The following is a 23,053-nucleotide window of genomic DNA, read 5'->3' on the forward strand; positions in this document are numbered from 1 at the left end:
CTCCTTGTTTTTGTTGTCTTCACAACGCAGGAGTCTATGGGAGGAAACCAGGGCGATGAGTATCAAACTGAAAGGCCGATGTAACAAAGGTGTTACATCGGCCTTTCAGTGCCGCACCAGCGTGAGTGTGACGTGCAACCCGCCTTCCGGGCGATTGGCAGTGGCCAGCTCGCCGCCGTGGCTCCGGGCGATATCCCGGGCGATTCCGAGCCCCAATCCATGGCCCTGGCGCTGGCTGGTATGAAGACGGTAGTAGGGCTCAAAAATCCTGGACAGTTGATCCTCAGGAACGCCCTCCCCTTCATCCTCCACGTGGATCATCACCCGACCAGGCTCGTCTTCAAGACGCACCCGGGCCACATGTCCGTATTTGACGGCATTGTCCACCAGGTTGCCGAGGCAGCGCTTCAGCGCCAGCGGCTTTCCCCGATACGGGCGGCAGTGGCCCTCGACCGTTACACGGTGCTGGTCCTCGCCCTGGTAGGCCTCCGCCATACCCCGCAACAGTCGCTCCAGATCCACCCATTCGACGTTCTCGTGAATGTCCGTTTCCTTCACCGACTGGAGCGCGTTCTTGACCAGAAGTTCCAGTTCCTGAAGGTCGGCCTCGAGTCGTTCACGCATGGGCTCATCGTCGATCAGGTCCACGCGCAGCCTCAGCCGGGTAATCGGTGTTTTCAGGTCATGGGATATCGCACGGAACAGTTGATCCCGGTCATTGATGTAGCTCTGCAGACGCTGGCGCATGGAATTGAAACTGCGGGTAACGGCCACGATCTCGGCACTGCCCTGTTCAGAAAGCGGCGGTGGATTGTCATCCAGCTGCAGGTCACGGGCGGCCTTGGCCAGTTTGCGCAAGGGCCTGGTCTGTTGCCGGATCAACCATGCCAGTACCGGGAACAGGATGCTGATCATGACGACCACAAACAGAATTTGCTGGCCGGGGATTTCTTCCTCTTCCAGGGAGACGAAAGGTGCCGGCATGGCGGCCGCCAGATACAGCCACTCATCCTCATCCACTTCTATCTGGGTCACCAGCACCGGAGGATTCAGCGGCTCCAGTGTCAGCGCATAGTGCGCCCACGAGCGGGGTAACGCATCCAGTGGCAGCTCGGTATTCAGGATCCGAAGATCATCGGGATGAACAAAATCGACGTGCAGGTTGATCTGGTTACCAAGTCGCTGACGCAGGACCGCGCGCACTTCCTCCATGACCAGTTGCTTGCGCCCGGTGTCCGGCACGGGGCGCATGTCGATGCGCTTGCTATTCAGGGAGACAAAAAACCGGGTCCCGCCCATATCCCGCAGTTGGTCCAGCACAATGTGCCGGTACTCCTGGGGCAGAGAGTTGAAGAATTGCGCGGTGGCGGCGGCGGACTGGGCCAGATTGCGGGTGGTGGCAACCAGCCCCTCTTCCTGCTGGGCCCGATAGGTGGCGACCCAGGCCGCGCTGGAAATGATCTGGGCACAGGCCATGGCAAGGAGCGTCAGCAACAACACCCGACCGAGCAGGGAGGATGGCATCCAGCGGCGGAACAGGCCGCGTTGCTCGCCCGTGTCAGTCGGACCCATGACTCACCGTCGCGGCGAGCAGATAGCCCGCTCCACGCACTGTCTTGATCAGTTTCGGGTTACGCCCCTGATCCCGGAGCCTCTGCCGCAGCCGGCTGACCGCCACATCCACCACCCTGTCGAGGGGCATGGATTCACGGCCACGGGTGACCCCGGAAATGGTGTCGCGGTCGAGTACCTGGTTGGGGTGGCTGAGGAACAACTGAAGCAGCGCGAAATCGGCACCGGAGAGCGCGGTACTCTGGCCATCCTTGTCGATCAGCTCGTGGGTCAGGGTATCCAGGCGCCAACGGTCAAACAGGATGTACCGGGGATTCTCGCACTTGGCGAACCGTGCCCGTCTCAGCAACGCCTTGACCCGGGCCTGCAACTCGCGCGAGCTGAACGGTTTGGCCAGGTAGTCGTCGGCGCCGATTTCCAGTCCGACCACCCGGTCGGTTTCGTCGGAACTGGCCGTCAACATGATGATGGGGACCTGCGAATGCTCACGAACCTCCCGGCACAGGGTGAAGCCGTCGTCCCCGGGCAGCATCACGTCCAGCACGATCAGCTCAATGGGAAAGGCGTTGAGGCGCTCCCGCATCTGCTCACCGTCTGCCGCTGTGTGAATCTCATAGCCGACTCTGGAGAGGTGCTCCTGGAGTAGCTCACGGATGGAGGCATCGTCATCAACTACAAGTATCGATGCTTTGGTATCGGTCATGGCTTGATCGTTTTTGTTGTCGTTGGCTCGGAGGATCGCCCTCGAGCATGCAGTCAAAAGCGCCGGGCTTTTGCCAAGACGATACCTTAGCAGATCTTCACGATTATTGGCCTGCCATGCAGCCCATACTGTCCGTCGGCTCAGGGCGGCCCCACCTCACACGCCAGCACCAGGGCCCAGAATTCCGAGAAATCGTTGACCACCACATCCGGCTTGTCGGGGTGCTTGTGGGTACCGGGAAAAATCCGGTTCAACCAGGGTAGGTCCCACTGGGCGCCGTTGAAGAACACCGAGGTCATCCCCGCCCGCTTGGCGGCAATCACATCGGTCGTGCTGTCGCCGACGTACCAGACACTCGGGTCCGGCGGATAGTCCAGTTTCTGCACCGCCAGCAGTAGCTGGTCCGGATGGGGTTTCCGCAGCGGCGTATCGTCGCCGCACACGTCCACATCGAACAGCTCCGTCCAGCCAGTCTCTTCGACCGCCGCCAGTTCGTGCTCGAAAAATTCGCGATCCCGGTTGGTGATCACCCCGACCTGCATGTGCAGCCGCCGCAGCCCTTCGAGCACGTCCCGCACCCGGGGCTCGAAGGCTTTCACGGTGCCGTAGTGATTGCGGTAGTGATAGTTAAACGCCCGGTGGGCAACCTGTTTGGACGCCTGGTCGTCACCGAACAGCACCTCGAAGATATCGGTCCGCGAGATCTTGCGGTCGGCCTTTACCTTGGGATGGAGGCGGGCAAACTCCCGGACATAGGCCACCAGCCGGGCATCCTCCGGGGTCTTGCTGTCCTCGGGTGACACCATGCGGTCCATCAGGTCCAGTTTGTGGAAGTCCGGCAGCATGTCATCCACGGCGTGGTACATGGCGTCCAGCGTGTCGACGAGGGTCGCGTGCCAGTCGAACAGCACCACCGAGGGCCGGATAAGCTTGACCACGGCAGGGTGCCAGTCCGCCTCCACCCGTGGCGTGGGCCGCTGGGGCGGCGGGAAGGGTTTCGGTCGTACTTCCGCCGGTGCCTGGCGAAAGGCATCCGGATTCTCCCGTTCCAGCAGCGCGAGCAGGTCCAGCAGGTCCTCGAAGCTGTCGAGAATGGCCGACGGAGCATCGCGAAAGGAAAACCAGCTGTTGATCCGGTCCGGTTCCCAGCAGGCCCCGTTATAGAACACACCGGCCACCCCCGCCTTGTTCGCGGTCAGCATGTCGACGTAGCTGTCCCCGACGTACCAGGCCCGCTCATCAACGGGTAGCCCCAGCTTTTCCAGCGTCTTGAGGATGACCTCCGGGTCCGGCTTGTACTCGGTGACATCGTCGGCACAGACCGTCGCATCGAACAAATGCTGCCAGCGGCCTTCGTCCACCGTGACGATTTCCCTATCCAGGAACTCCCGGTTGCGGTTGGTGGAAACCGCCAGTTTGATGCCCATGGCCTTGAGCGCGGACAGGTACTCATAGGCGCCGGGCTGAAAGGGCCTGACCTTGCCGAAATAACGGCGGTAGGCCTCATTGTAGGCGTTATGGGCGATCAGTTTGGCATCCCGGTCATCACCAAAGATGGCATTGAAGATGTCGGTACGGGACACTCGGCGCTCGGCAAGGATCCGCGGGTGCAGGCGCCGGAAAATCCGGATGTAGCGCACCAGCCGGGCATCGTCCGCGGTTCGGCATTTGTCTTCGGGGAGCAGCCGATCCACCAGGTTCAGCTCTTCCAGCTGCGGCAGCATGTCCTCCATGGCACTGAACATGGCATCGTGGGTGTCCACCAGGGTGCCATGCCAATCAAAAATCAGCACCGAAGGCGCCGCTATGGCATCGTCGAATCGCGCCATCCACATTCTCCGTCAGGAAACCTGTTTGAACCGGTCTTGAAATCCTCCGCCATGCCGGTAAGACTCGACGGGGTCTAACAAAAAAGATAAACGCTGTTTCCCGTACTTGCACATAAAGAGTGCTTTCCATGTCTGCCGCCAGCTACCTGCTGCCTTACGATTTCTCTCCACTCACGGTGCTCAGCTTCGCACTGGCGCTGGGGCTCTACGGGGTGGCGCTGCAGCGACTTCCGGAGGCCGATCGACCGGGCCCTGGCCGAATCATTGCGTTCGTGGCGGGGGTATTGCTGTGTTACGGCGCAATGCAGACCCGGTTCGACTACTACTCCCAGTACATGTTTTTTGTCCATCGCGGCCAGCACCTGATTCTGCATCACCTGGGCCCAATCCTGATCGCGCTGTCCAACCCGCTGCCGGTCCTGCGGTACTGGCACCGCGCGCTCGGTTCCGGCGGTCGCCGAATGCTCAGGCCACTCGGGCTGGTGTACCGGATACTGCAGCAACCGGCCATTGCCTCGATTCTGTTCGTCGGACTGATCTACTTCTGGCTCTGGCCCCCCATCCATTTCGACGCCATGTTAAGCCGCCAGCTCTATTGGCTGATGAACTGGAGCATGCTGCTGGACGGCCTGCTTTTCTGGTGGCTAATCTTCGACGCCCGGTCCCCGGCGGTCAGCACCGCCCTCGGTTATGGCAAACGAATCCTGTTGCTGGCATTGGTGGCAATCCCACAAATGATCCTGGGCGCCTGGATCGTGTTCTCCCGGGGCATGGTGTACGACGTGTACGAGGTCTGTGGCCGGGCCTGGCCGATGCCACCGGAAACCGACCAGCTGCTGGGCGGGTTACTGACCTGGATTCCACCGGCAATGATGAGCATCCTCGGCATCCTGATCATTCTTCGCCGGGCCATGCATGAGGATGGCAAATTCACCAGCCGTAAGACCGTAACGGAAGGGCCAGCATCATGAGACAGTTCCTCACTCCCCGTAACCGGATGGCCGTGCTGGCAATACTGGCGCTCCTGCTCGTCCTGCAAGGCTGCTCCGACCGCAACGCCGACTGGCATGGCAAGGACGTCAGCGGCCTGATGCCCGACCTCGAATTCCGGCTGACCGGCACCTCGGGCGAGACGGTGACCGAAGCCGATACGGACGGCCAGATACGCCTGGTATATTTTGGCTTCACCGCCTGCCCGGATGTCTGCCCGACCACACTGGGCAGCCTCGGCACGGCCATCGGACAGATGCCCGAGGACCTTCAGAACCGGGTAACCACCCTGTTTGTCAGCGTGGACCCGCGACGGGACACACCGAAACGGATTGCCAGCTACGTGGATTTCTTCGGCGCCAACATTATCGGCATGACCGCGGAAGAACCCGCCCTGCGGGATCTGACCAAGCGTTATCGCACCACCTTCGGCTACGACGAGCCGGACGCCGAGGGCAACTACCAGGTATCCCACAGCGCGGCGGTGTATGTGTTTGACGGAGCCGGAAACGCCCGCCTGCTGTTTCGCCCGGGCCTGACACCCCGGATGATGAGCGAGGATCTGACCGCCCTGGCCCGCGAAAGCTGATCCTGACCGGCACCGATACCGTATTTGTGGGCTACTGACAGGAGATCCGGCCCGCACCATGCACAAGAAACCGCATCTGCCCTCGAAAATCTGCCCGGTCTGCCAGCGTCCCTTTACCTGGCGCAAGAAATGGGCGAAGGACTGGGACACCGTTCGCTATTGCAGCGAACGCTGCCGACGAAACCGGAGTAGCTCACCATGACCACCGTCGTCTGGTACAAACGCGATCTGCGCACCCGCGATCATGGGCCCTTGAGCGCTGCGGCGGAACTCGGTGAACCGGTCATTCCACTGTACGTGGTCGAGCCGGGCTACTGGCAACTTCCGGACACCTCGGCCCGGCAATGGCACTTCATTGAAGACTCGCTGGCAGACCTGCGACGCCAGCTCCGGCGCATCGGCAGCGATCTGCTGGTGATGCATGGGTCGGTAAACGACGCCCTCGGCCGGCTGGCAGCCGCGTACCCCATCAAGCGGGTGTTTTGCCACCAGGAAACCGGAGGTCAATGGACCTTTGAAAGGGATAACAATGTGATCGGCTGGTGCCAGGAACGGAGCATCGAATTCCGGGAGTGGCAGCAGTTTGGGGTGGTTCGACGGCTTCAGGATCGGGATCTCTGGGACCAGGCATGGTCTGCGGTGATGCGTGCGAAACCACCGGCCGTTCCGGAACGGCTGATCATGCCCGCCGACCTCGCCCGTCTGGGGACTGTCATCACCACGCCACCCACTCAGCAGGCCGGGCCCTGCCCCGATCGTCAGGCCGGTGGCAGTCAGCGGGGCGAGAAACTCCTGGCCTCGTTTCTGGAGCGTCGCTGTGTCGGCTACCAGTACAACATCTCCAGCCCGGTCAGTGCCGTGCGGGCGTGTTCTCGCCTCAGCCCACACCTTGCCTACGGCACCGTCAGTCTCAGGGAGGTCTATCAGAGCGCCAAGGCGACCGGGCAACATTCAAACAGCCTGCCGCGAAAAAAACGCAGCCTGACCAGTTTTCGCTCGCGACTGCACTGGCACTGCCACTTCATCCAGAAACTGGAAGACGAACCGGAACTGGAATTCCGGGCCATGCACCGGGAACTGGAAGGGCTGAAGTCAGGCCCCGGCGATTCCGAACGGCTGCAACGTTGGCAGGAAGGCCAAACTGGCTGGCCACTGGTGGACGCCTGCATGCGCGCACTCCACCTCACCGGCTGGATCAATTTCCGCATGCGGGCGATGCTGATGGCCGTTGCCAGCTACCAGCTCTGGCTGCACTGGCGCAACCCGGCCCTGCACCTGGCCCGACAGTTCACCGATTTCGAGCCTGGCATCCACTACCCCCAGGCACAAATGCAGTCGGGGCTGACCGGCATCAACGCCCTGCGCATCTACAACCCGGTGCTGCAGAGCCAGAAGCTGGACCCCGAGGGCGAATTCATCCGGCGCTGGATCCCGGAACTTCAGGGCGTTCCGGTGGATCTGGTGCATACGCCCTGGCTGATGACCCCCGCCCAAAAGGAGCGCTATGGCGGCAACACCTATATCAGCCCGGTGTGCGACCACGAGCACGCCGCCCGGGCCGCGCGCAAGGCCATCGGAGAGTTTCGCAAACAGCACGTGTCGGCCCGGGAAACCGACCGGGTCCTGCACCGCCATGGCAGCCGTAAGGGTCCCGTTCAGCGCAGGCCCGCCACGCCATCCCGGGAATCACCCCCCGACTCGCAATTGTCGCTGTTTGACTGACCCCCTTCCCTGGGGTGGCTCAAACCGAAGGATCCGGACCGACGATCAGTTCTGGTTGCGCTGCTGCTGGTGCCGGAACATCTGCTCCATCATCAACTGCATCTGGTCCATTCGGTCTTCCATCATCCGCATGCGCTGGTCAACGGTGCCCTTGTCAGCATTCGCGGAGCGATCACCCGACTGGTTGTTCATCATGCCCTGACCCTGATTGCCGCCCATCATTCCCTGGCTGCCGCCGCCCATCATTCCCTGGCTGCCGCCGCCCATCATCCCGGGGCCCATCATGCCCTGATGCATCAGTTCCATCTGTTCTTCCATGGCCTCCCAATGCTCCTCCATCAGGCGCTGACGCTCGGCCGGAGAGCCAGCATCCGGAACCTGCTGCATCATGTTGTCCATCCTCGACCAGTTCTGGTGCATCTGGTCCATCTGCTCCTGATTCATCATCATGCCGGGCCCATGGCCCGTGGACGGACCATCACTGCCGTGAGCAAAGGCCCATACCGGGGCGGCCACCAGAACACCGATTGCCAAAAACTTTGTTGCGGAACGCATGTTGAATCTCCTTGTTCACCATTGTCGGTTACTCATCAACATTAAAGACCTCATGTCTGAACCGAAACTGAATTTCCGGGGCAGATTGATCCAGGTTTGATCTGTGTCAGTTATGCACAGTTCAGCGCTGCCCCACGCCGAATGTCGGGCCACGCGCAGGCGTGTTTATTGTCGTGGCAGGCACGGAACGCTATGGTGGAAGACCCTGCTCCCGGCGCAGCCTGGAGCCCCAACCACTGCACAAGCGAGATCGGACAGGCTATGAAGATCGGCGAAATCTCGAGGCAGGCCAGTATCCCCGTGGAAACCGTCCGCTACTATGAAAAGATCGGCCTGCTTCCGGAACCTGACCGCACCGCCAGCGGCTACCGCTCCTATCGTCAGGCTCACCTGGATCGTCTGCTGTTCATCAAACGCTGCCGCAGCCTGGATATGGCCCAGGACGAAATCCGCGAACTGATCCGATTGGCGGAGAATCCGGAGGCCGATTGCAGCGGCGTGGACGCCTTGCTGGCGCGGCATCTGAATCACGTTCGCGAGCGTCGGCGGGAACTGGCGAGCCTGGAAGAAACGCTGGAAACCCTTCAGAAAGCATGCAGTGAAGGCCGAACCGTCCGTGAATGCGGCATTCTTGGGGGCCTGGCGACAGAACTGGATGACCTCGATACTTCCGACAAGCACAACCATGTGCCCGGCACCCACGGCCAGGGCCACGGTTGACTCTGTAGTAACTACAGGGTTTTAACTGTAGGAAAACATCATCAGGAGGTTTTGCCATGGCGTGCAGCTGTTCTGCGCCCGAACCCAAATCCCCGGCTCCCGGTTTCCGCCGCGCCCTCTGGATTGCCCTCTGGGTGAATCTCGCCATGTTTTTTGTCGAGGGCGTGGCCAGTCTCCAGTCCAACTCGGTGTCCCTGCTTGCCGACGCCATCGATTTTTTCGGCGACAGCGCCAACTACATTCTGTCCCTGACGGTACTTTCCATGGGCATGGTCTGGCGCGGTCGCGCCGCGATGATCAAGGGTCTGACCATGGCGACGTTCGGCCTGGTGGTCTGGGCGCGAGCCGTCTGGCTCGCCCAGAGTGGCATCACCCCAGAGCCCCTGACCATGGGCGCCGTCGGTTTGCTGGCGTTGGCAGCCAACGTTGGCGTCGCCCTGATGCTGTTCAGGTTCCGGGACGGGGACTCGGACATGCGCTCGGTGTGGCTGTGCAGCCGTAACGACGCCATCGGCAACCTTGCGGTCATGGCGGCGGCATTCGGGGTGTTTGGCACCGGTAGCGCCTGGCCTGACCTGGTCGTCGCGGCCATTATGGGCACCCTGGCGATAACCGCAGGCATCAGCGTGGTGCGCCATGCCCGGAGCGACATCGCCGAGGCGCGCGCAGCAAACGATAGCCGGCCGGCTCCCGCAGGCTCCGCTTCGGGATCTCGTTAGAACGCGAGCGAGATCATCACCGGAATGAAGACCAGGGCAAACAGCGTGGTCAGCAGCACGGTACCGGCGGCCTGCCGGGGCGAGGTATCGAGCAGGGTCGCGATGACCACGGTGTTGGCGGCAATGGGCGTGATCGAAATCAGGAACATGGCCTTGTGCACCGCCGGCTCGTAGATACCGAATACGTTGGCATCCAGCCACCAGAACAGAATGGCCACCAGCGGCCAGACCACAAACTTGCCGAAAAAGGCCAGGCCGGTGAAGCGGACGTTACCGGCGAGCCCCCGGAAACTGGTGATACTCATGCCAATGATCATCATGCCGAGGACGCTGTAGGCGCCTCGCAGATTATCGAACAGGGGCACGAACATATCCGGAATCCGGAAACCTGACAGGTTCAGGAGCACGGCCGCCAGGAACGCGTACACCGAGGGCAGCTTCACCACCCGCCAGAGCGCCGACTTCAGGTCGTAGCGGCCGCGCGCCGCGAGGTAGAACCCCACCGAATTCTCGAACAGGGTGGTGCCCAGCATGCAGACAATGTAGAGGCCGAGGCCCTCTTCCCCGAACAGCAACAGGGCCACCGGCACACCGAAGTAGCCGGTATTGCCGGAGCCCACGCACAGGGGAATGATGCTGGCACTGCCATCCGTGACCACCCGTCTGGCGAGCTTGAGCTGGACAATACCCAGCACCGATGCAATCCCGAACGTCAGGAAGGGCAGGAATATGACTTCCGGAGACAGTGGCGCGGCCATCACGCCCGAGAACACCACCGAGGGTGTCACGATGTACAGCATAATGCCGGCGATGTGCTTGCCACTGGCCTCCAGGTAGCGCCCTGCCACCCAACCCAGCGCAACGGTCACGTACAGGGGGATCAATTTGATGAACAGTGCCAGCGCAGCGGCCATGGATACTCCGGGCTAGAGGGGGCGGTCGGACGAAACCGCAAAGTTTAGCGCGATCCCGCGTCGACGGCCATTTCCGGGCCTGTTCGACAGACGGCTTTTCGTCGCAGGCTCAGTCTCTTACCAGATCGCAATGATCCAGGTCATTTCTGGTTCGGCAGCTCTGCTACCATAATTGCCAGATCGTTCATTACAGGGTTCACGCCATGAACAGCATTCTCAGGCCGGACGTGTCATCTTCTCCCTGCCTGCTGGGGGACGACAGTGCGGACATCGTTCAGCAGGAAACGGCCCCGGAATCCGAAGCACTGCTACACGGACTGGGACGCGTTTTCGGTATTCGCCCCAACGACGATCCGGACGATCCGGATACGCGCCTGCTGGGTGATCTGTCACAACTCTTCGAACGCCACCGGATCGATGACGAATCCCCGCTGGAGAAACACGATCGGCCCTGGGGCCGGGTTTACCTGGTTCAGCATGGCCTGCTGCGCCTGTTCCGCGAGTCGCCCAGCGGTAAAGTCGCCATTCACCATTTCTTTTCCGAGGGCGACCTGGTCTGGCCGGTGTTTGGCCGCACCCGCACGGTGCGCAATACGCTCTGCCTTACCTCAGTCACGCCGGCGACGCTCTGGGTCGCGGACTTTTCCCAGTTCCGTTCGACCATCCGTGCGCACGGCGAAGGGCTCTGGCCCCGCTTTGCGCTGGCGCTGACCGAGGAGCTGGCCGAACTCACGAGCATGCGCGAATTCCGCAAACACACCATGCCTGCCCGGGAGCGCTACGAGCTGCTTCTGGACGAGTACCCGGAGCTGGTCAAACGCGTGCCGGACAACCAGCTTGCCTCCTGGCTCGGGGTCGTGCCCGCCACCTTTTCCCGCCTGAAAACCGGCACAAAGAAATCGCGACTTCGCTGAACGCCCACCCAAAAAAAAGCAGCAGGGCAATGCCCTGCTGCCTGAAACGCTCAACGCTTTCCTGAGCTAAACTGTAGGCAACAGCCTAAAGAGAAGGGCGCCGGGGTGAAATTGGAACATTTCCGACAGGTTGTTCAGATTTTCTGAGCATCATCACAGGATGTTCATCTCGCGCTGTTGCGTACACCTGTACGCTCACGTACCTTACCCCCATGACAAATACGGGTACCACCAGCATGACCACTGACCAACCGCCTGAAGCGTCCATCCACCACCGCATTGAGGAATGGCTGAACAGCGCCACCCATGGTGTCGGGGCTATCCTGAGCGTGATCGGAACTATCGCGCTGATCATGGGGGCGGGCCAGATGGACGACACCTGGAAACTGGTCAGTTTCAGCATCTTCGGGGCGTCGCTGATCCTGCTCTACATGGCCTCAGCGCTGTACCACGGGGCACGGCACCCGGAACTGAAGAAAGCGTTCAAGACGCTCGACCATTGCGCCATTTTCCTGCTGATTGCCGGTACCTATACGCCCTTCCTGCTGGTCAACATGCGTGGCACGGTTGGCTGGACGCTGTTCGCGGTGATCTGGTCACTGGCGCTGACCGGGGTTGTGCTCAAGATCATCTTCAAAAATCGCTTCAAGCTGGCCCGGGTGGGCATTTACATCGCCATGGGCTGGCTGATCACCTTCGCCTCCTCGGACCTCGTGGCCAACCTCAGCGAAACGGCGCTGAACCTGACGATTGCAGGTGGCATTGTCTACACCGCCGGCGTCGCCTTTTACCTGGCTGACCGAATCCCCTACATGCACGCCGTCTGGCATCTGTTTGTCATCGGAGGCAGTGCCTGTCATTTCAGCGCCATCTACTTCGGTGTGCTGCCCCACATGGCCTGATGGGGCCGAATCACCGTGTCATGCCCCGGATATGAGGGGCTACCTCTCTTGCGTTGTTCAGTACAAGACTTACCTACTGGGTAGTATCACCCCGGCAAGCTCCCGTTTTAAATGAATTTTTTTTACCTGAAAACCGCCCCGAATCCTGCCCTGGCAATTGCGCCGAACCGGCGCGATCTCGTCGTTGATGAATATCAAGAACGCCTCCCTCTGCCGCTTTGCACAATGAACTCGTGACGCTTCATATCCGCTTCCCCGGCGGTGAAAAGCACCTAAAACGAGGGAGTAAAAACCATGACCAGAAGCAATGCGGGCGTCCAGCTGAGGGACGTCAGAGATAAAACCAACGCCGACATCGAGCAGTGGGATGTCGAGAACCCACAATTCTGGGAGGCGCAGGGCAAAGGCATTGCCACCCGCAACCTCTGGATATCCATTCCCAGCCTGCTGATGGGCTTTGCCGTCTGGCTGATGTGGGGAATGATCACTACCCAGATGAAAAACCTGGGCTTTCCGTTCTCGGTGGAACAACTCTTTACCCTGAGCGCCATCGCCGGTCTCTCCGGTGCCACCCTGCGGATTCCGGCCTCCTTCATGATCAAGATTGCCGGTGGCCGAAATACGGTGTTTCTCACCACGTCGCTGCTGATGCTTCCGGCCCTGGGTACCGGCATCGCCCTGATGAATCCGGACACCCCCTTTATTGTGTTCCAGGCTCTGGCTCTGCTCTCCGGTATCGGCGGCGGCAACTTCGCCTGCTCCATGAGTAACATCAGCACCTTCTACCCGAAGAGCAAGCAGGGTTATGGCCTCGGCATGAACGCCGGGCTCGGTAACTTTGGCGTCACCACCATGCAGGTTGTCATTCCCCTGGTCATGACCATTGGCCTTTTCGGGGCACTGGCCGGCGACCCGATGCAACTGCAAAGTCCGAGTGGCACGCTGATTGGTCGCATTGATGCCGGCACCGACACCTGGATCCAGAACGCAGGCTTTATCTGGTTGCTGTTCCTCGTTCCCCTCGCCTTCGCCAGCTGGTTTGGCATGAACAACCTGAAAGTGGTCACCCCGAATCCGGGCCGCCCGCTTTCCGCCTTCAGCAAGATCCTCGGCCTCTACGGCGTCGGCCTGCTGACCTCCATCGCCGGTGTCTGGGCACTGCAGATGATGAACATGTGGCTGGCCCTGCCGGTGACCATTGTGCTGACCGTCGTGCTCTTGCGACTGATCCCGGGCGACATCAAGCCGAACATCAAGAACCAGTTCGCGATATTCAGCAACAAGCACACCTGGTCGATGACCGTGCTGTACATCCTCACCTTTGGCTCGTTCATCGGTTTCTCAGCCGCGCTGCCGCTGTCCATCAGCGTCATTTTTGGCAACATGATGGAGGTGGGTGCAGACGGCACCGTGACACGCGTCGTTAACCCGGATGCTCCCAGCGCGCTCACCTGGGCCTGGATGGGACCCTTCGTTGGCGCCCTGATCCGGCCGGTCGGCGGCTGGATCTCTGACAAGGTCGGTGGATCCATCGTGACCCAGATTATCTCCGTGGTGATGGTGGCTGCGTCGATCGCGACCGGCTATGTGATGATGCTGGCTTACAACAGCACCGATCCGAACACCTACTTCGCGCCCTTCCTGATTCTGTTCATCATCATGTTTGCAGCCAGCGGTATCGGTAACGGCTCCACCTTCCGCAGCATTGGTTTCATCTTTGATCAGCAGCAGAAAGGTCCCGTGCTGGGCTGGACGTCTGCCATCGCGGCCTACGGTGCGTTCATTGCACCACGGGTGATGGGCCAGGAAATCCAGGCGGGAACTCCCGAGGTGGCCATGTACGGTTTCGCGGTTTTCTACGCGGTGTGCCTGCTGGTTAACTGGTGGTTCTACCTGCGCAAGAACGCCTACATCAAGAACCCTTGATATCGGCCTGTCCCTCAGAGCCCCGGTCTCAGCGATGAGACCGGGGCTTTGCTTTGCCGGCTGAGGCACGACTCCCTACCGGCATGGTTTTGTGGCAAGTGAACTGCTACTTTTTAAGAGTGAGCTCTACTTTACTGACGGTGACTGGAGGTCATCATGTCTTTCGATGACATCTTTGATGAGAGCTATGACCGCGTTCTTCTGGCGCCGTCCGACGGTATTGAGTTCTTCGAAGCCTTCTACCGGCGATTCCTGCGATCCTCTTCTGAAGTCCGAATACTGTTCCGCAATACCGACATGGCGGCGCAACGCAGTATGCTGAAAAAGTCGTTTTTCAGTCTGGTCGCCTTTTACGCCAGTGGCACCATTGACGACGTGCTGCGAAGAATCGCCTACCTGCACAGCGCCGAACACCTCAACATAAAGCCCCACCTCTATGACCTGTGGCTGGAATGCCTGATCGATACCGTCAACGCCTATGATCCGGAATTCTGCGATGAGGTGGAGCTGGCCTGGCGGCTTGTGCTGAGCCCGGGAATCACCTACATGAAGTTCCGATACGACCACTACTGACAGCCCTCGGCTGCCACCGGACCCTGAAGAATGCCCACCCATGAAAAAACCGCCAGGATTGCGCCTGGCGGTTCTTCTCCCTTTCCTGTCCTCAACTGGTCGTGGCGACAGCCTGGCGGCGACGTTCCTCTTCCTCAATCTGAAGATCCACCGATGACACCTGATATTCATCGGCAAAACCGGACTCAGGCTCTTTGAGCCACATGATGCATAGAACCCAACTGATAAAGGCGCCCGCGGCAATGATGTAGAAGAACTGGGTCGGGGTGACGGAGGTGAAGATGGTCAGGTAAACCACCGCACCCATGTTACCGTAGGCCCCTGCCATGCCGGAAATCTGTCCGGTCAGGCGGCGTTTGATGGAAGGTATGATGCCGAAGGTGGCGCCCTCCGCTCCCTGGACGAAGAAGGAGGTGAACACGGTAATCCCCACCGCAATGATCAGCGGCCAGTTGGAGTTCATCAGCCCCATCAGGGCAAAACCCACGGAAATACCGAGCATGTAGCTGAGCATCACGAAACGCCGGTTCCCCATCCGGTCAGACACCAGCCCACCCATGGGACGGGCAACCAGGTTCACGAAGGCAAACGAGGCGGCGATGAGGCCGGCGGCAGTCGCGCTCAGGCTCCAGGTTTCCTCGAAAAACATCGGCAACATGGAGACCACGGCCAGTTCGGCGCCAAAGTTGGCAAAGTAGGTGCTGTTCAGCGCAGCCACGCTGTTGAACGGGTATTTGTCGTCCTCGGGTACGCCTTTTTTCAGGATAGGCACGTTCACCCGGAGGATCTGGATGATCTGGTAGCACACAATCGCGAAGATCACCGCGTAACAGATGGCTGCTCCGGTGGCACTCAGGTACCCCATGTTCTGGATGCGCCAGACCAGGATGCCCAGCACCCCGACCAGGGGAATGGTCCACAGAATCAGCTTGACCATGTCGCCCCAGGAGCTGACTTCCAGCGCCACGGCCTTGCGCGGTTTGCGGTGTACCGTACCGGCAGGGCCGTCGGTGATGGCAAACCAGTAGTAGACCCCGTAGGCCGCCATCACGATCGCGCTCTGGGCAATCGCCCAGCGCCAGCCATCTTCACCCCCGTACATGTGCAGGGCAATGGTGGGCAGGGAAATGGCGGCAGCCGCGGAGCCAAAGTTGCCCCAGCCGGCGTAGAAGCCCTCGGCAAAACCGATGTCCTTGGGCTTGAACCACATGGCGGTCATGTGGATGCCCACCACAAAGCTGGCACCGATGGAGCTGAGCACCAGCCGGCTGACCAGCAACTGGGTCATGGTATTGCCGAAGGCGAACACCAGCGCCGGAATGGCCATCAACACCATCAGCACCGAAAACACCCGGCGCGGGCCGAAGCGGTCCAGCGCCATGCCCACGATAATCCGGGCGGGAATGGTCAGCGCCACGTTGCAGATGGCGAACAGGCGAAGATCGTCGGCGGTCAGCCAATCGACGCTCTTGAGCATGCTCGATGCCAGCGGCGCCATGTTGAACCAGACGTAGAAGGTAATAAAGAATGCAATCCAGGTCAGGTGCAACGCCTTGATCTCGGCGTTCCTGAAGTGGAAGACGTCAGCGACTTTCATGTCAGCCTCCTTGGGCTATCAATCGAAAACTCGAACGGGCCGATTCACCGGCTGGGCAGGATCAGAAGTGGGCACTGAATCCGACGGGCGAGAAACGAACTCACGCTGCCGAAGGTCATGTAATCCAGTTCGTCCACGAAATAGGTGAGAGAGCGGGCGATGAAGCCGCCATCCGGTTCATGGCTGTGGCGGGCAATAACCAGCATGTCCGGATGGATTTTTTTCTCGGCGGCATAAAGCAGCATCTTGCGGGGATCCCCTTCCAGCAGCATGGTCTCGGCACCGACGTCTTCGTTACGGCAGACCTCCATGGCTTCGTTCAGGTAGGCCTTGAGCTCCGAGACTTCCTGCTGGAACAGGTCTTCGTTGCCGGCGGTAATGTCCCGGGGGTTTTCGGCCACCGCGACCAGGACGATCTGGGGTTTCAGTTCGCGGAACATGGTGATCGTCTGGGCCAGAGCCAACCTGGCATTCCGCGATCCGTCGTAGGCAATCATGATTTTCATGGGCTTCTCCGATGACAGGCATGCGCCCCGTACAACGGGCCGCAATTGATATCTGTCAGCCATTAGCCCACACCCCGATGACCGGCTTACTTGACGTAAATCAACGGATTCGGCGGATACCCCACCAGAGAAATCAACGGCCTATCCCCCCTCCGGCGATGGGCCCCACTTTTCTACCACCGCCCCACCCTGCCGGAGGTACCTCCAATGCCCCGCATGAAAAAACCCTGTCTTTGGTATGGTTAAAGCATCATCACATGCAGCAACGGAGGGCGGACATGGCCACCCCGACACAGCCCCAGCAGTACCGCGCCCTGGGTTTATCGACGTTCTCGTTTACCCTGTGTTTTGCGGTCTGGACCATTTTCTCGATCATCGGCATCCGCATTGCCGAGGACCTTTCACTCTCGGACACCCAGCTCGGATTGCTGATGGCCACACCGATCCTTACCGGCTCCATCAGCCGTTTGTTTCTCGGCATCTGGACGGACCGTTACGGCGGCCGCTGGGTGTTCGGGATCCTGATGCTTACCACCGCCGCCTGCGTTTACCTGCTGACCTTCGCCACCACCTACCCGATGCTGCTCGTCGGTGCACTCGGTGTTGGTCTGGCGGGGGGCTCGTTCATCGTGGGTGTCGCCTACACCGCCGCCTGGTTTGAACCGGCCCGTCAGGGCACCGCGCTGGGAATTTTTGGTGCCGGTAACGTCGGTTCTGCCGTGACCAACTTCGGCGCGCCATTCCTGCTGGTGGCCCTGGGCTGGGAACAGACTGCGCAGGTCTACGCCACGGTTCTGGCCATCATGGGGGTTCTGTTTATCGTGCTGGCCAAGGAAGATCCTCTGGCGGCCGAGCGCAGGGGCGCGAAGGCGAAATCCTTCATTGAACAGATGGAGCCGCTGCGGGAGCTTCGGGTGTGGCGCTTTGCCCTGTATTACTTCTTTGTCTTCGGGGCCTTTGTCGCGATGGCGCTGTGGCTGCCGCACTACCTGATCGGCGTGTACGGCCTGGACATCAAGACCGCTGGCATGATCGCCGCCCTGTACACCATCCCCGCCTCGCTGTTCCGTATCCTTGGCGGCTGGCTGTCAGACCGCTTCGGTGCGCGGCGAGTGATGTACTGGACGTTTATCGCCTCGGTCATTTGCAGCTTCCTGCTGAGCTATCCGCCCACCGACTACATTGTCCATGGCATTGAGGGCGATATCCCGTTCACTCTGGACATGAGCCTGCCCGTCTTCGTGGTGCTGATCTTCACCCTCGGTTTCTTCATGTCGCTCGGGAAGGCCGCGGTGTACAAGCACATTCCGGTGTATTACCCGATGCACGTGGGTGCGGTTGGCGGCGTCGTGGGCATGATCGGCGGTCTGGGGGGCTTCATCCTGCCCCTGGCATTCGGCGTCCTCAATGACCTGACCGGCATCTGGCAGAGCTGCTTCATGTTGATGTTCGTCATCGTCGCCGCCGCCCTGATCTGGATGCATTACGCGATCCGCAAGGCCGAGCGTGTGGAGTGGGCCGCGCACGAGGAACGCACCGACCTGCCGGAACTGGCGACTCCGCACCTGTTCTACCCGCTGAACCGCCCGCACCGGCCGGAGCATCCGTCAGCCATGCCTCCGGGCGTCAAGAACTGACCCGACAAAGAGCCCGGGCAAGCCGCGGTCACAACCCTTCGCCCCCGGTTCCGGGGGCGTTTTTGTCGGGTATACTGCGCGGGTTAACCGAGCGAGGCAGTACCCATGGCTAAGTGGCTGGTCAAGACCGAACCTTCCGAGTGCAGTATCGACGATTTCGCCAAGGCGCCGGACAAATCCATTCCGTGGGACGGCGTGCGCAACTATCAGGCACGGAATTTCCTGGCGGAGATGGCCGAGGGCGATGAGGTGTTTATCTACCATTCCAGCTGCAAACGCATTGGCATCGCCGGAATCGTGGAAGTGGTCAGAGGCGCCTACCCGGACCCGACTCAGTTTGTTCCCGAATCGCCCTACTACGACGCCAAAAGTTCAAAGGAGAAGCCGCGTTGGCAGGCAGTGGATATGAGGTATGTCGATTCCCTGCCACGCCTGATTCCACTGGACGAACTGAAATCGGTGCCGGCACTGGCCGAACTGCCCCTCGTCAGGAAGGGCAGCCGGCTCTCCGTCATGCCCGTCAGCGAGGAGCAATGGACTATCATCCGGGGACTGGTCGGCTAGCGCTGGCCAACGGCGACCGTCTCGTTGTCCTGTTCGTCGTGGGGAATCGGATCCGGGCTTTTATCCCAGCCAACCAGGGCCAGTGTCGCCACCACGCCGATCAACAGCCCTATCCAGGGCTCGAAGAACGCCAGCGATGCCCCGATCAGAACCACCGTGCCCCGTGACGCATTGTCCCTGGGAATCGCCATCGCGATATAGGCGCAGGCAAAACCGGTCAGCACCAACGTGAGCGACAAGGCCACGCCCAACAGGGGCTTGAGCCCGGTGAGCAGCGGTAACAGGAAGAAGATGAAGGGCAGGCCCATCAGGTAGTAGGACGCCAGCCCGCTGTGCAGGCTGCCCATTGCCTTTGGCCCCTGTTTCCAGCGTTGAACCACAATGACGTGCACCCCGGTCCAGACCGCCCCCTGGGTCGGAAAGAATGGCGCCACAATGCCCATGATGGCGTTGCGGATGGCCAACGACAGATGCGAGCGATTCAGGTTGATATCCACGTGCTCGTCTTTGCGAGCTTTCAGTCCGTCCCGCAGGACCTCGTTGCCGGTGACCAGGTCTCCAAACAGGATGATGTAAGCGATCAGCGCCAGCGGGATGCTCTGGATGATCATGTCCTGAGACGGCCAGCCATTAACCAGGGGCGACGCTTTTGCCAGGGCGTCACCGAGAGGCGGCACCAGTAGCCCCCACTGGATATCAAAGCTCACCTCCCCCACCAGCGGACCGACCACGGCGGCGGCCAGAAAGCCCGGCAGAAGGCCCAATGCCCCCAGCATGAAAAAGAATCGGTTTCGTTCTTTCAGCTTTTGCATCGGTACCGAAAACGTGAAGACCAGGCAGATGGCGCAGGCAAGCCCGGTGGCGATGGGCTGCTCAAGAAGAAAGCGTTCCGCATCATCGACGAACACCCGTTTAAGGGCGGCAATGGCGGCGCCGAGAATGATCCCAGCCTTGAGGGTATCCGGTAACCAGACCACAAAGCGTCGGCCCAGACCGGTAATCCCGAGAAACAGCACAAGCGTGGCAAAAACCAGGCTGAGGGCTGTCATCGCCTGAAACCGGCTTACCGGGTCCTCGTAGCCCCCGATCACAAACGCAAGAATCAGCGGCAACGCGGGCGTAATCCAGCCGCCCGCATAGGGCTCGCCAAAAACCACGACCGCCGATGCGATCAGGGAGGCATGAATCATCGATAACGCAACCGCCTCTTCAAAACTCAGGCCAAAGAATGCGGTCATGACCGGGATGAGAGCCAGGCCCGTCGCTGCCGAGACAAAGAGCCCCTGCAAAAACTCGGGCCAACACAGCTTCGTGTGATAAAAGGGCAGACGGAAGGTGAACGGCCCCCAGCGCCAGCCGGGTAACTCGGGTCTCTCTGACATGGGACTTCACTCGCTCTTGGTTTTGTTGTTGGTCGATTGAGTATGGAAAGCCTTTCCACATACCGCGAATGAATATTCCTGATCAACCTGAATAAACATGACTTATTGCCAGATCGGCGCCCGACCGCAGGACCTCCGCCTCAATTCAGGGTATCCAAGCCGGACGCCGCGCTTTAGAATTCGGCCTTCCGTGAATCATCTGGAGTCGATGTCTGCCATGTCGTCAGAATTAAGCCCCACCTCAGGTTTCGAACTACTGCGCCGCATTGAATCCAGCAAGATATTTCAGGGTGTGGTCATCAGCATCATCATCCTGTCGGCAATGACCATTGGCGCCAAGACCTATGACCTGCCTCCGCTGGCGGAGCAGGGATTGACCGTTATGGACAACGCCATCACGGTGTTTTTCCTGGTCGAGATTCTGTTCCGATTTACCGCCGCCCCGGTTAAGCGGCGATTCCTGCTGGACGGATGGAACCTGTTCGACACCCTCGTGGTCATTGGCAGCCTGATTCCGCTGGATAATTCCGACGCCGTCCTTCTCGGTCGCCTGCTCAGGGTATTCCGCGTACTGCGTCTGGTGTCCGTGGTGCCGGAACTGCGTTTTCTCATCAACTCCCTGCTCAAAGCCATACCGCGAATGGGCTACATCGCGCTGCTGATGTTCATCATTTTTTACATCTACGCCGCCATGGGCTCCATGTTCTTTTCCGGAGTGGACCAGGAGTTGTGGGGAGACGTGGCCATTTCCATGCTGACCCTGTTCCGGGTGGCCACTTTCGAGGACTGGACCGATGTGATGTACGCCACCATGGAGCAATACCCATTAAGCTGGCTGTACTACCTCACGTTCATCTTCCTGACCGCATTCGTGTTCCTGAACATGATGATCGGCGCAATTCTGGAGGTAATGGGCGAGGAACAGAATGCCCAGCAGGCCCAAAAGGCCCATGACGAGCGGGATGAAATTGCCCGCCAGCTCAAGTTGGTACAAGCCCAGCTAAAGGAGCTGACGCAGCATATATCGGAGCGGCGCTGAGGTTTCAGCCAATAGCCGGTTTGAACAGCGCCAGATGGAAGATCCCCGCCACCTGCACCAGGGCCAGGATGGCGGCCACCACCCGCGCCCGCTTGCTGAGCGTGAGTTTCAGCGCAAAGGCTCCAGCCACAATGTAACCGACCAGCAGGATGATCTTACCCGTGAGCCAACCGTGAACCAGCGGCATCCAGGGGGTCACGATCACAAGGCCAATCGCCGCCGACAGCAGGATGGTGTCGTTGGCATGGGGAATCCATCGCAATGGCGTCTGGCGCCAACCGGGACGGTCGACAAGGTCCATCAGTAACCGGACGGAAAACAGGGCAACCGTAATACAGGCGGTGACCACGTGCAGATGCTTGAGAATCAGGTACGCATTCATCAGGTTTCCTTTTGAATCAATGCAATAGCAGTATTGTACGCAAAAGTACCCGGTAGGAGGTATGTTCATCTGCGGCAAAACCCGACAACATATATTTAATATAAATGTATTTACGGGAGCCCTACCATGAAGGCCATTTCCACCTCAGGTGCCATGGAAGCCGCGGGCATTCGCCAGCTCTTCAGTTACCCGTTTCGTATCTTCTTTCTGTCCATGACCATCCTGGCCCTGTTGGTGATCCCGGTGTGGGTAATGCAAGTCACCGGCGCGATCAGCCTGCCGCTGGCGCTACCGGGCCTGTTTTGGCATCAGCACGAGATGCTGTTCGGTTTCCTGTCCGCTGCCATTGCCGGGTTTCTGCTCACTGCGGTTTGCGTCTGGACCCAGACGCCCCGTACTCATGGCGTAAGACTCGTTGCCTTGTGGAGTGTCTGGCTTGCTGGCCGGCTGCTGCTGGCCTTTGGCGCAGACCTGCCCGACTGGCTGGTGCATACCGTGAATCTGGCGTTCCTGCCGCTGGTGATGCTGGATGCGGGCTGGCGCATCTGGCACGCACGCCAACGACGCCAGCTACTGATCCTGGTGGTCCTCGGGCTGTTGTGGTTGATGCAGGTCGGGTTCGTACTCAAGCTGGAGATGACCTATAGCTATGGGGCGCTGATTATGGCCATGGCGCTGATCAGCATCATCGGCGGTCGTATCACACCGGCCTTTTCCTCCGGCTGGCTGCGCCAGCAAGGCCTGGATCCGTCTGTCGTCCGCGTGGTGCCGGCCCTGGACCTGACCTCACTGGCTTCGATGATTGTGCTGATGGTCGCTCTGGTTCTGGGCTGGCAAACCGTCAGTGGCATACTCGCCATCGTCGCGGCAACCCTGATGACGGTTCGGCTTGCCGGCTGGAAGGGCTGGACCACCCGCCGGGAGCCGTTGCTGTGGATCCTGCACCTGTCGATTCTCTGGGTTCCTGTGGCCCTGGCGTTGCTGGCCGGCGCCCTGCTTGCGGACTGGCCCTCCAACGCCTGGACCCACGCCGCTGGCGCCGGCGCAATCAGTTGCCTCATTCTGGGCGTGGTTGCCCGGGTCTCCCTGGGTCACACCGGCCGGCCCCTGGTTCTGCCCGGAGGGATGGTTCTGGCGTTCGTAGCCATTCACCTCGCTGCCGCGATCCGCGTTCTGACAGCGCTTGCGGTTATTCCATGGCATCCGGGCATCGGCACCAGCACACTGCTTTGGCTAGTGGCGTTCGGCATCTTCCTGGTGCGCTACACGGGGATCCTGGCCTCGCCACGGCCCGACGGGAAAGAAGGCTAGTCAACGG

General features: G+C 60.3%; 23 protein-coding genes. 14 read left to right on the top strand and 9 right to left on the bottom strand.

Annotated features, from left to right (window positions below; all coding sequences use genetic code 11):
- Window positions 1–105 precede the first annotated feature (105 nt).
- The 3 genes from KXD86_RS07640 to KXD86_RS07650 form a co-directional block, all read right to left on the bottom strand.
- On the bottom strand, window positions 106–1,524 hold the full coding sequence (locus KXD86_RS07640) for an ATP-binding protein (protein WP_218636769.1): 1,419 nt from the start codon (window positions 1,522–1,524) through the stop codon (window positions 106–108).
- A gap of 34 nt (window positions 1,525–1,558) precedes the next feature.
- Window positions 1,559–2,275: a response regulator gene (locus tag KXD86_RS07645; protein ID WP_218635444.1), complete on the bottom strand. Its 717-nt coding sequence runs from the start codon at window positions 2,273–2,275 to the stop codon at window positions 1,559–1,561.
- Window positions 2,276–2,415: 140 nt separating this feature from the next.
- Entirely contained in the window at window positions 2,416–4,104 is a 1,689-nt protein-coding gene (locus KXD86_RS07650; RefSeq protein WP_218635445.1) for an HAD family hydrolase, read from the bottom strand.
- A gap of 128 nt (window positions 4,105–4,232) precedes the next feature.
- On the opposite strand from KXD86_RS07650, the gene KXD86_RS07655 reads away from it, so the two are divergent.
- From KXD86_RS07655 to KXD86_RS07670, 4 genes are read left to right on the top strand one after another with little or no spacing between them, the layout of a single operon-like run.
- Window positions 4,233–5,075, top strand: coding sequence for a cytochrome c oxidase assembly protein (locus tag KXD86_RS07655; RefSeq protein ID WP_218635446.1), 843 nt, complete (start codon window positions 4,233–4,235; stop codon window positions 5,073–5,075).
- Complete coding sequence (locus tag KXD86_RS07660) at window positions 5,072–5,683, top strand: SCO family protein (RefSeq protein ID WP_218635447.1); 612 nt, start codon at window positions 5,072–5,074, stop codon at window positions 5,681–5,683. The genes KXD86_RS07655 and KXD86_RS07660 overlap by 4 nt, the downstream gene beginning before the upstream one ends.
- 58 nt (window positions 5,684–5,741) lie before the next feature.
- Entirely contained in the window at window positions 5,742–5,885 is a 144-nt protein-coding gene (locus tag KXD86_RS07665; RefSeq protein ID WP_218635448.1) for a DUF2256 domain-containing protein, read from the top strand.
- Window positions 5,882–7,405, top strand: coding sequence for an FAD-binding domain-containing protein (locus KXD86_RS07670; protein WP_218635449.1), 1,524 nt, complete (start codon window positions 5,882–5,884; stop codon window positions 7,403–7,405). The genes KXD86_RS07665 and KXD86_RS07670 overlap by 4 nt, the downstream gene beginning before the upstream one ends.
- Window positions 7,406–7,450: 45 nt before the next feature.
- On the opposite strand, the gene KXD86_RS07675 is transcribed toward KXD86_RS07670, so the two are convergent.
- Complete coding sequence (locus KXD86_RS07675; RefSeq protein WP_228739349.1) at window positions 7,451–7,960, bottom strand: hypothetical protein; 510 nt, start codon at window positions 7,958–7,960, stop codon at window positions 7,451–7,453.
- Between the two features lie 261 nt (window positions 7,961–8,221).
- Here KXD86_RS07675 and cadR point away from each other — a divergent pair, with 261 nt between their 5' ends.
- Window positions 8,222–8,680 carry a Cd(II)/Pb(II)-responsive transcriptional regulator gene (cadR, locus tag KXD86_RS07680; RefSeq protein WP_218635450.1) on the top strand — a complete coding sequence of 153 codons (459 nt, stop codon included), beginning with the start codon at window positions 8,222–8,224 and terminating at the stop codon, window positions 8,678–8,680.
- A gap of 56 nt (window positions 8,681–8,736) precedes the next feature.
- On the top strand, window positions 8,737–9,399 hold the full coding sequence (locus KXD86_RS07685; protein ID WP_218635451.1) for a cation efflux transmembrane domain-containing protein: 663 nt from the start codon (window positions 8,737–8,739) through the stop codon (window positions 9,397–9,399).
- On the opposite strand, the gene KXD86_RS07690 is transcribed toward KXD86_RS07685, so the two are convergent.
- Window positions 9,396–10,313: an AEC family transporter gene (locus KXD86_RS07690; RefSeq protein WP_218635452.1), complete on the bottom strand. Its 918-nt coding sequence runs from the start codon at window positions 10,311–10,313 to the stop codon at window positions 9,396–9,398. The two genes, KXD86_RS07685 and KXD86_RS07690, sit on opposite strands and share 4 nt — an antisense overlap.
- Before the next feature lie 203 nt (window positions 10,314–10,516).
- Here KXD86_RS07690 and KXD86_RS07695 point away from each other — a divergent pair, with 203 nt between their 5' ends.
- The 4 genes from KXD86_RS07695 (at window position 10,517) to KXD86_RS07710 (ending at window position 14,628) form a co-directional block, all read left to right on the top strand.
- The gene (locus KXD86_RS07695; RefSeq protein WP_218635453.1) at window positions 10,517–11,227 is read left to right on the top strand and encodes a Crp/Fnr family transcriptional regulator; all 711 of its coding nucleotides are present in this window, start codon (window positions 10,517–10,519) and stop codon (window positions 11,225–11,227) included.
- Between the two features lie 236 nt (window positions 11,228–11,463).
- Window positions 11,464–12,129 carry a PAQR family membrane homeostasis protein TrhA gene (gene trhA, locus KXD86_RS07700; RefSeq protein WP_218635454.1) on the top strand — a complete coding sequence of 222 codons (666 nt, stop codon included), beginning with the start codon at window positions 11,464–11,466 and terminating at the stop codon, window positions 12,127–12,129.
- Window positions 12,130–12,423: 294 nt separating this feature from the next.
- Window positions 12,424–14,055, top strand: coding sequence for an MFS transporter (locus KXD86_RS07705; RefSeq protein ID WP_218635455.1), 1,632 nt, complete (start codon window positions 12,424–12,426; stop codon window positions 14,053–14,055).
- Between the two features lie 156 nt (window positions 14,056–14,211).
- A complete protein-coding gene (locus KXD86_RS07710; protein WP_218635456.1) occupies window positions 14,212–14,628 on the top strand; it encodes a globin family protein in 417 nt (138 codons plus the stop codon).
- 91 nt (window positions 14,629–14,719) lie between these two features.
- On the opposite strand, the gene KXD86_RS07715 is transcribed toward KXD86_RS07710, so the two are convergent.
- Both KXD86_RS07715 and KXD86_RS07720 read right to left on the bottom strand, forming a co-directional pair.
- A complete protein-coding gene (locus KXD86_RS07715) occupies window positions 14,720–16,225 on the bottom strand; it encodes an MFS transporter (protein ID WP_218635457.1) in 1,506 nt (501 codons plus the stop codon).
- 44 nt (window positions 16,226–16,269) lie between these two features.
- A complete protein-coding gene (locus tag KXD86_RS07720) occupies window positions 16,270–16,731 on the bottom strand; it encodes a universal stress protein (protein WP_218635458.1) in 462 nt (153 codons plus the stop codon).
- A 278-nt stretch (window positions 16,732–17,009) separates the two neighbouring features.
- Here KXD86_RS07720 and KXD86_RS07725 point away from each other — a divergent pair, with 278 nt between their 5' ends.
- Window positions 17,010–18,368, top strand: a complete 1,359-nt coding sequence (locus KXD86_RS07725; protein WP_218635459.1) for an MFS transporter — start codon at window positions 17,010–17,012, stop codon at window positions 18,366–18,368.
- A gap of 105 nt (window positions 18,369–18,473) precedes the next feature.
- On the top strand, window positions 18,474–18,932 hold the full coding sequence (locus tag KXD86_RS07730; RefSeq protein ID WP_218635460.1) for an EVE domain-containing protein: 459 nt from the start codon (window positions 18,474–18,476) through the stop codon (window positions 18,930–18,932).
- Here KXD86_RS07730 and KXD86_RS07735 read toward each other — a convergent pair.
- Window positions 18,929–20,314, bottom strand: coding sequence for a hypothetical protein (locus KXD86_RS07735; protein ID WP_218635461.1), 1,386 nt, complete (start codon window positions 20,312–20,314; stop codon window positions 18,929–18,931). The genes KXD86_RS07730 and KXD86_RS07735 overlap by 4 nt on opposite strands.
- Before the next feature lie 217 nt (window positions 20,315–20,531).
- Here KXD86_RS07735 and KXD86_RS07740 point away from each other — a divergent pair, with 217 nt between their 5' ends.
- Window positions 20,532–21,353, top strand: coding sequence for an ion transporter (locus tag KXD86_RS07740; protein WP_218635462.1), 822 nt, complete (start codon window positions 20,532–20,534; stop codon window positions 21,351–21,353).
- Window positions 21,354–21,357: 4 nt separating this feature from the next.
- Here KXD86_RS07740 and KXD86_RS07745 read toward each other — a convergent pair whose 3' ends face one another.
- On the bottom strand, window positions 21,358–21,735 hold the full coding sequence (locus KXD86_RS07745; RefSeq protein WP_218635463.1) for a SirB2 family protein: 378 nt from the start codon (window positions 21,733–21,735) through the stop codon (window positions 21,358–21,360).
- Window positions 21,736–21,861: 126 nt separating this feature from the next.
- On the opposite strand from KXD86_RS07745, the gene KXD86_RS07750 reads away from it, so the two are divergent.
- Window positions 21,862–23,046: an NnrS family protein gene (locus tag KXD86_RS07750; RefSeq protein ID WP_218635464.1), complete on the top strand. Its 1,185-nt coding sequence runs from the start codon at window positions 21,862–21,864 to the stop codon at window positions 23,044–23,046.
- Window positions 23,047–23,053 lie beyond the last annotated feature (7 nt).

Source organism: Marinobacter arenosus, assembly GCF_019264345.1.
GTDB lineage: Bacteria > Pseudomonadota > Gammaproteobacteria > Pseudomonadales > Oleiphilaceae > Marinobacter > Marinobacter arenosus.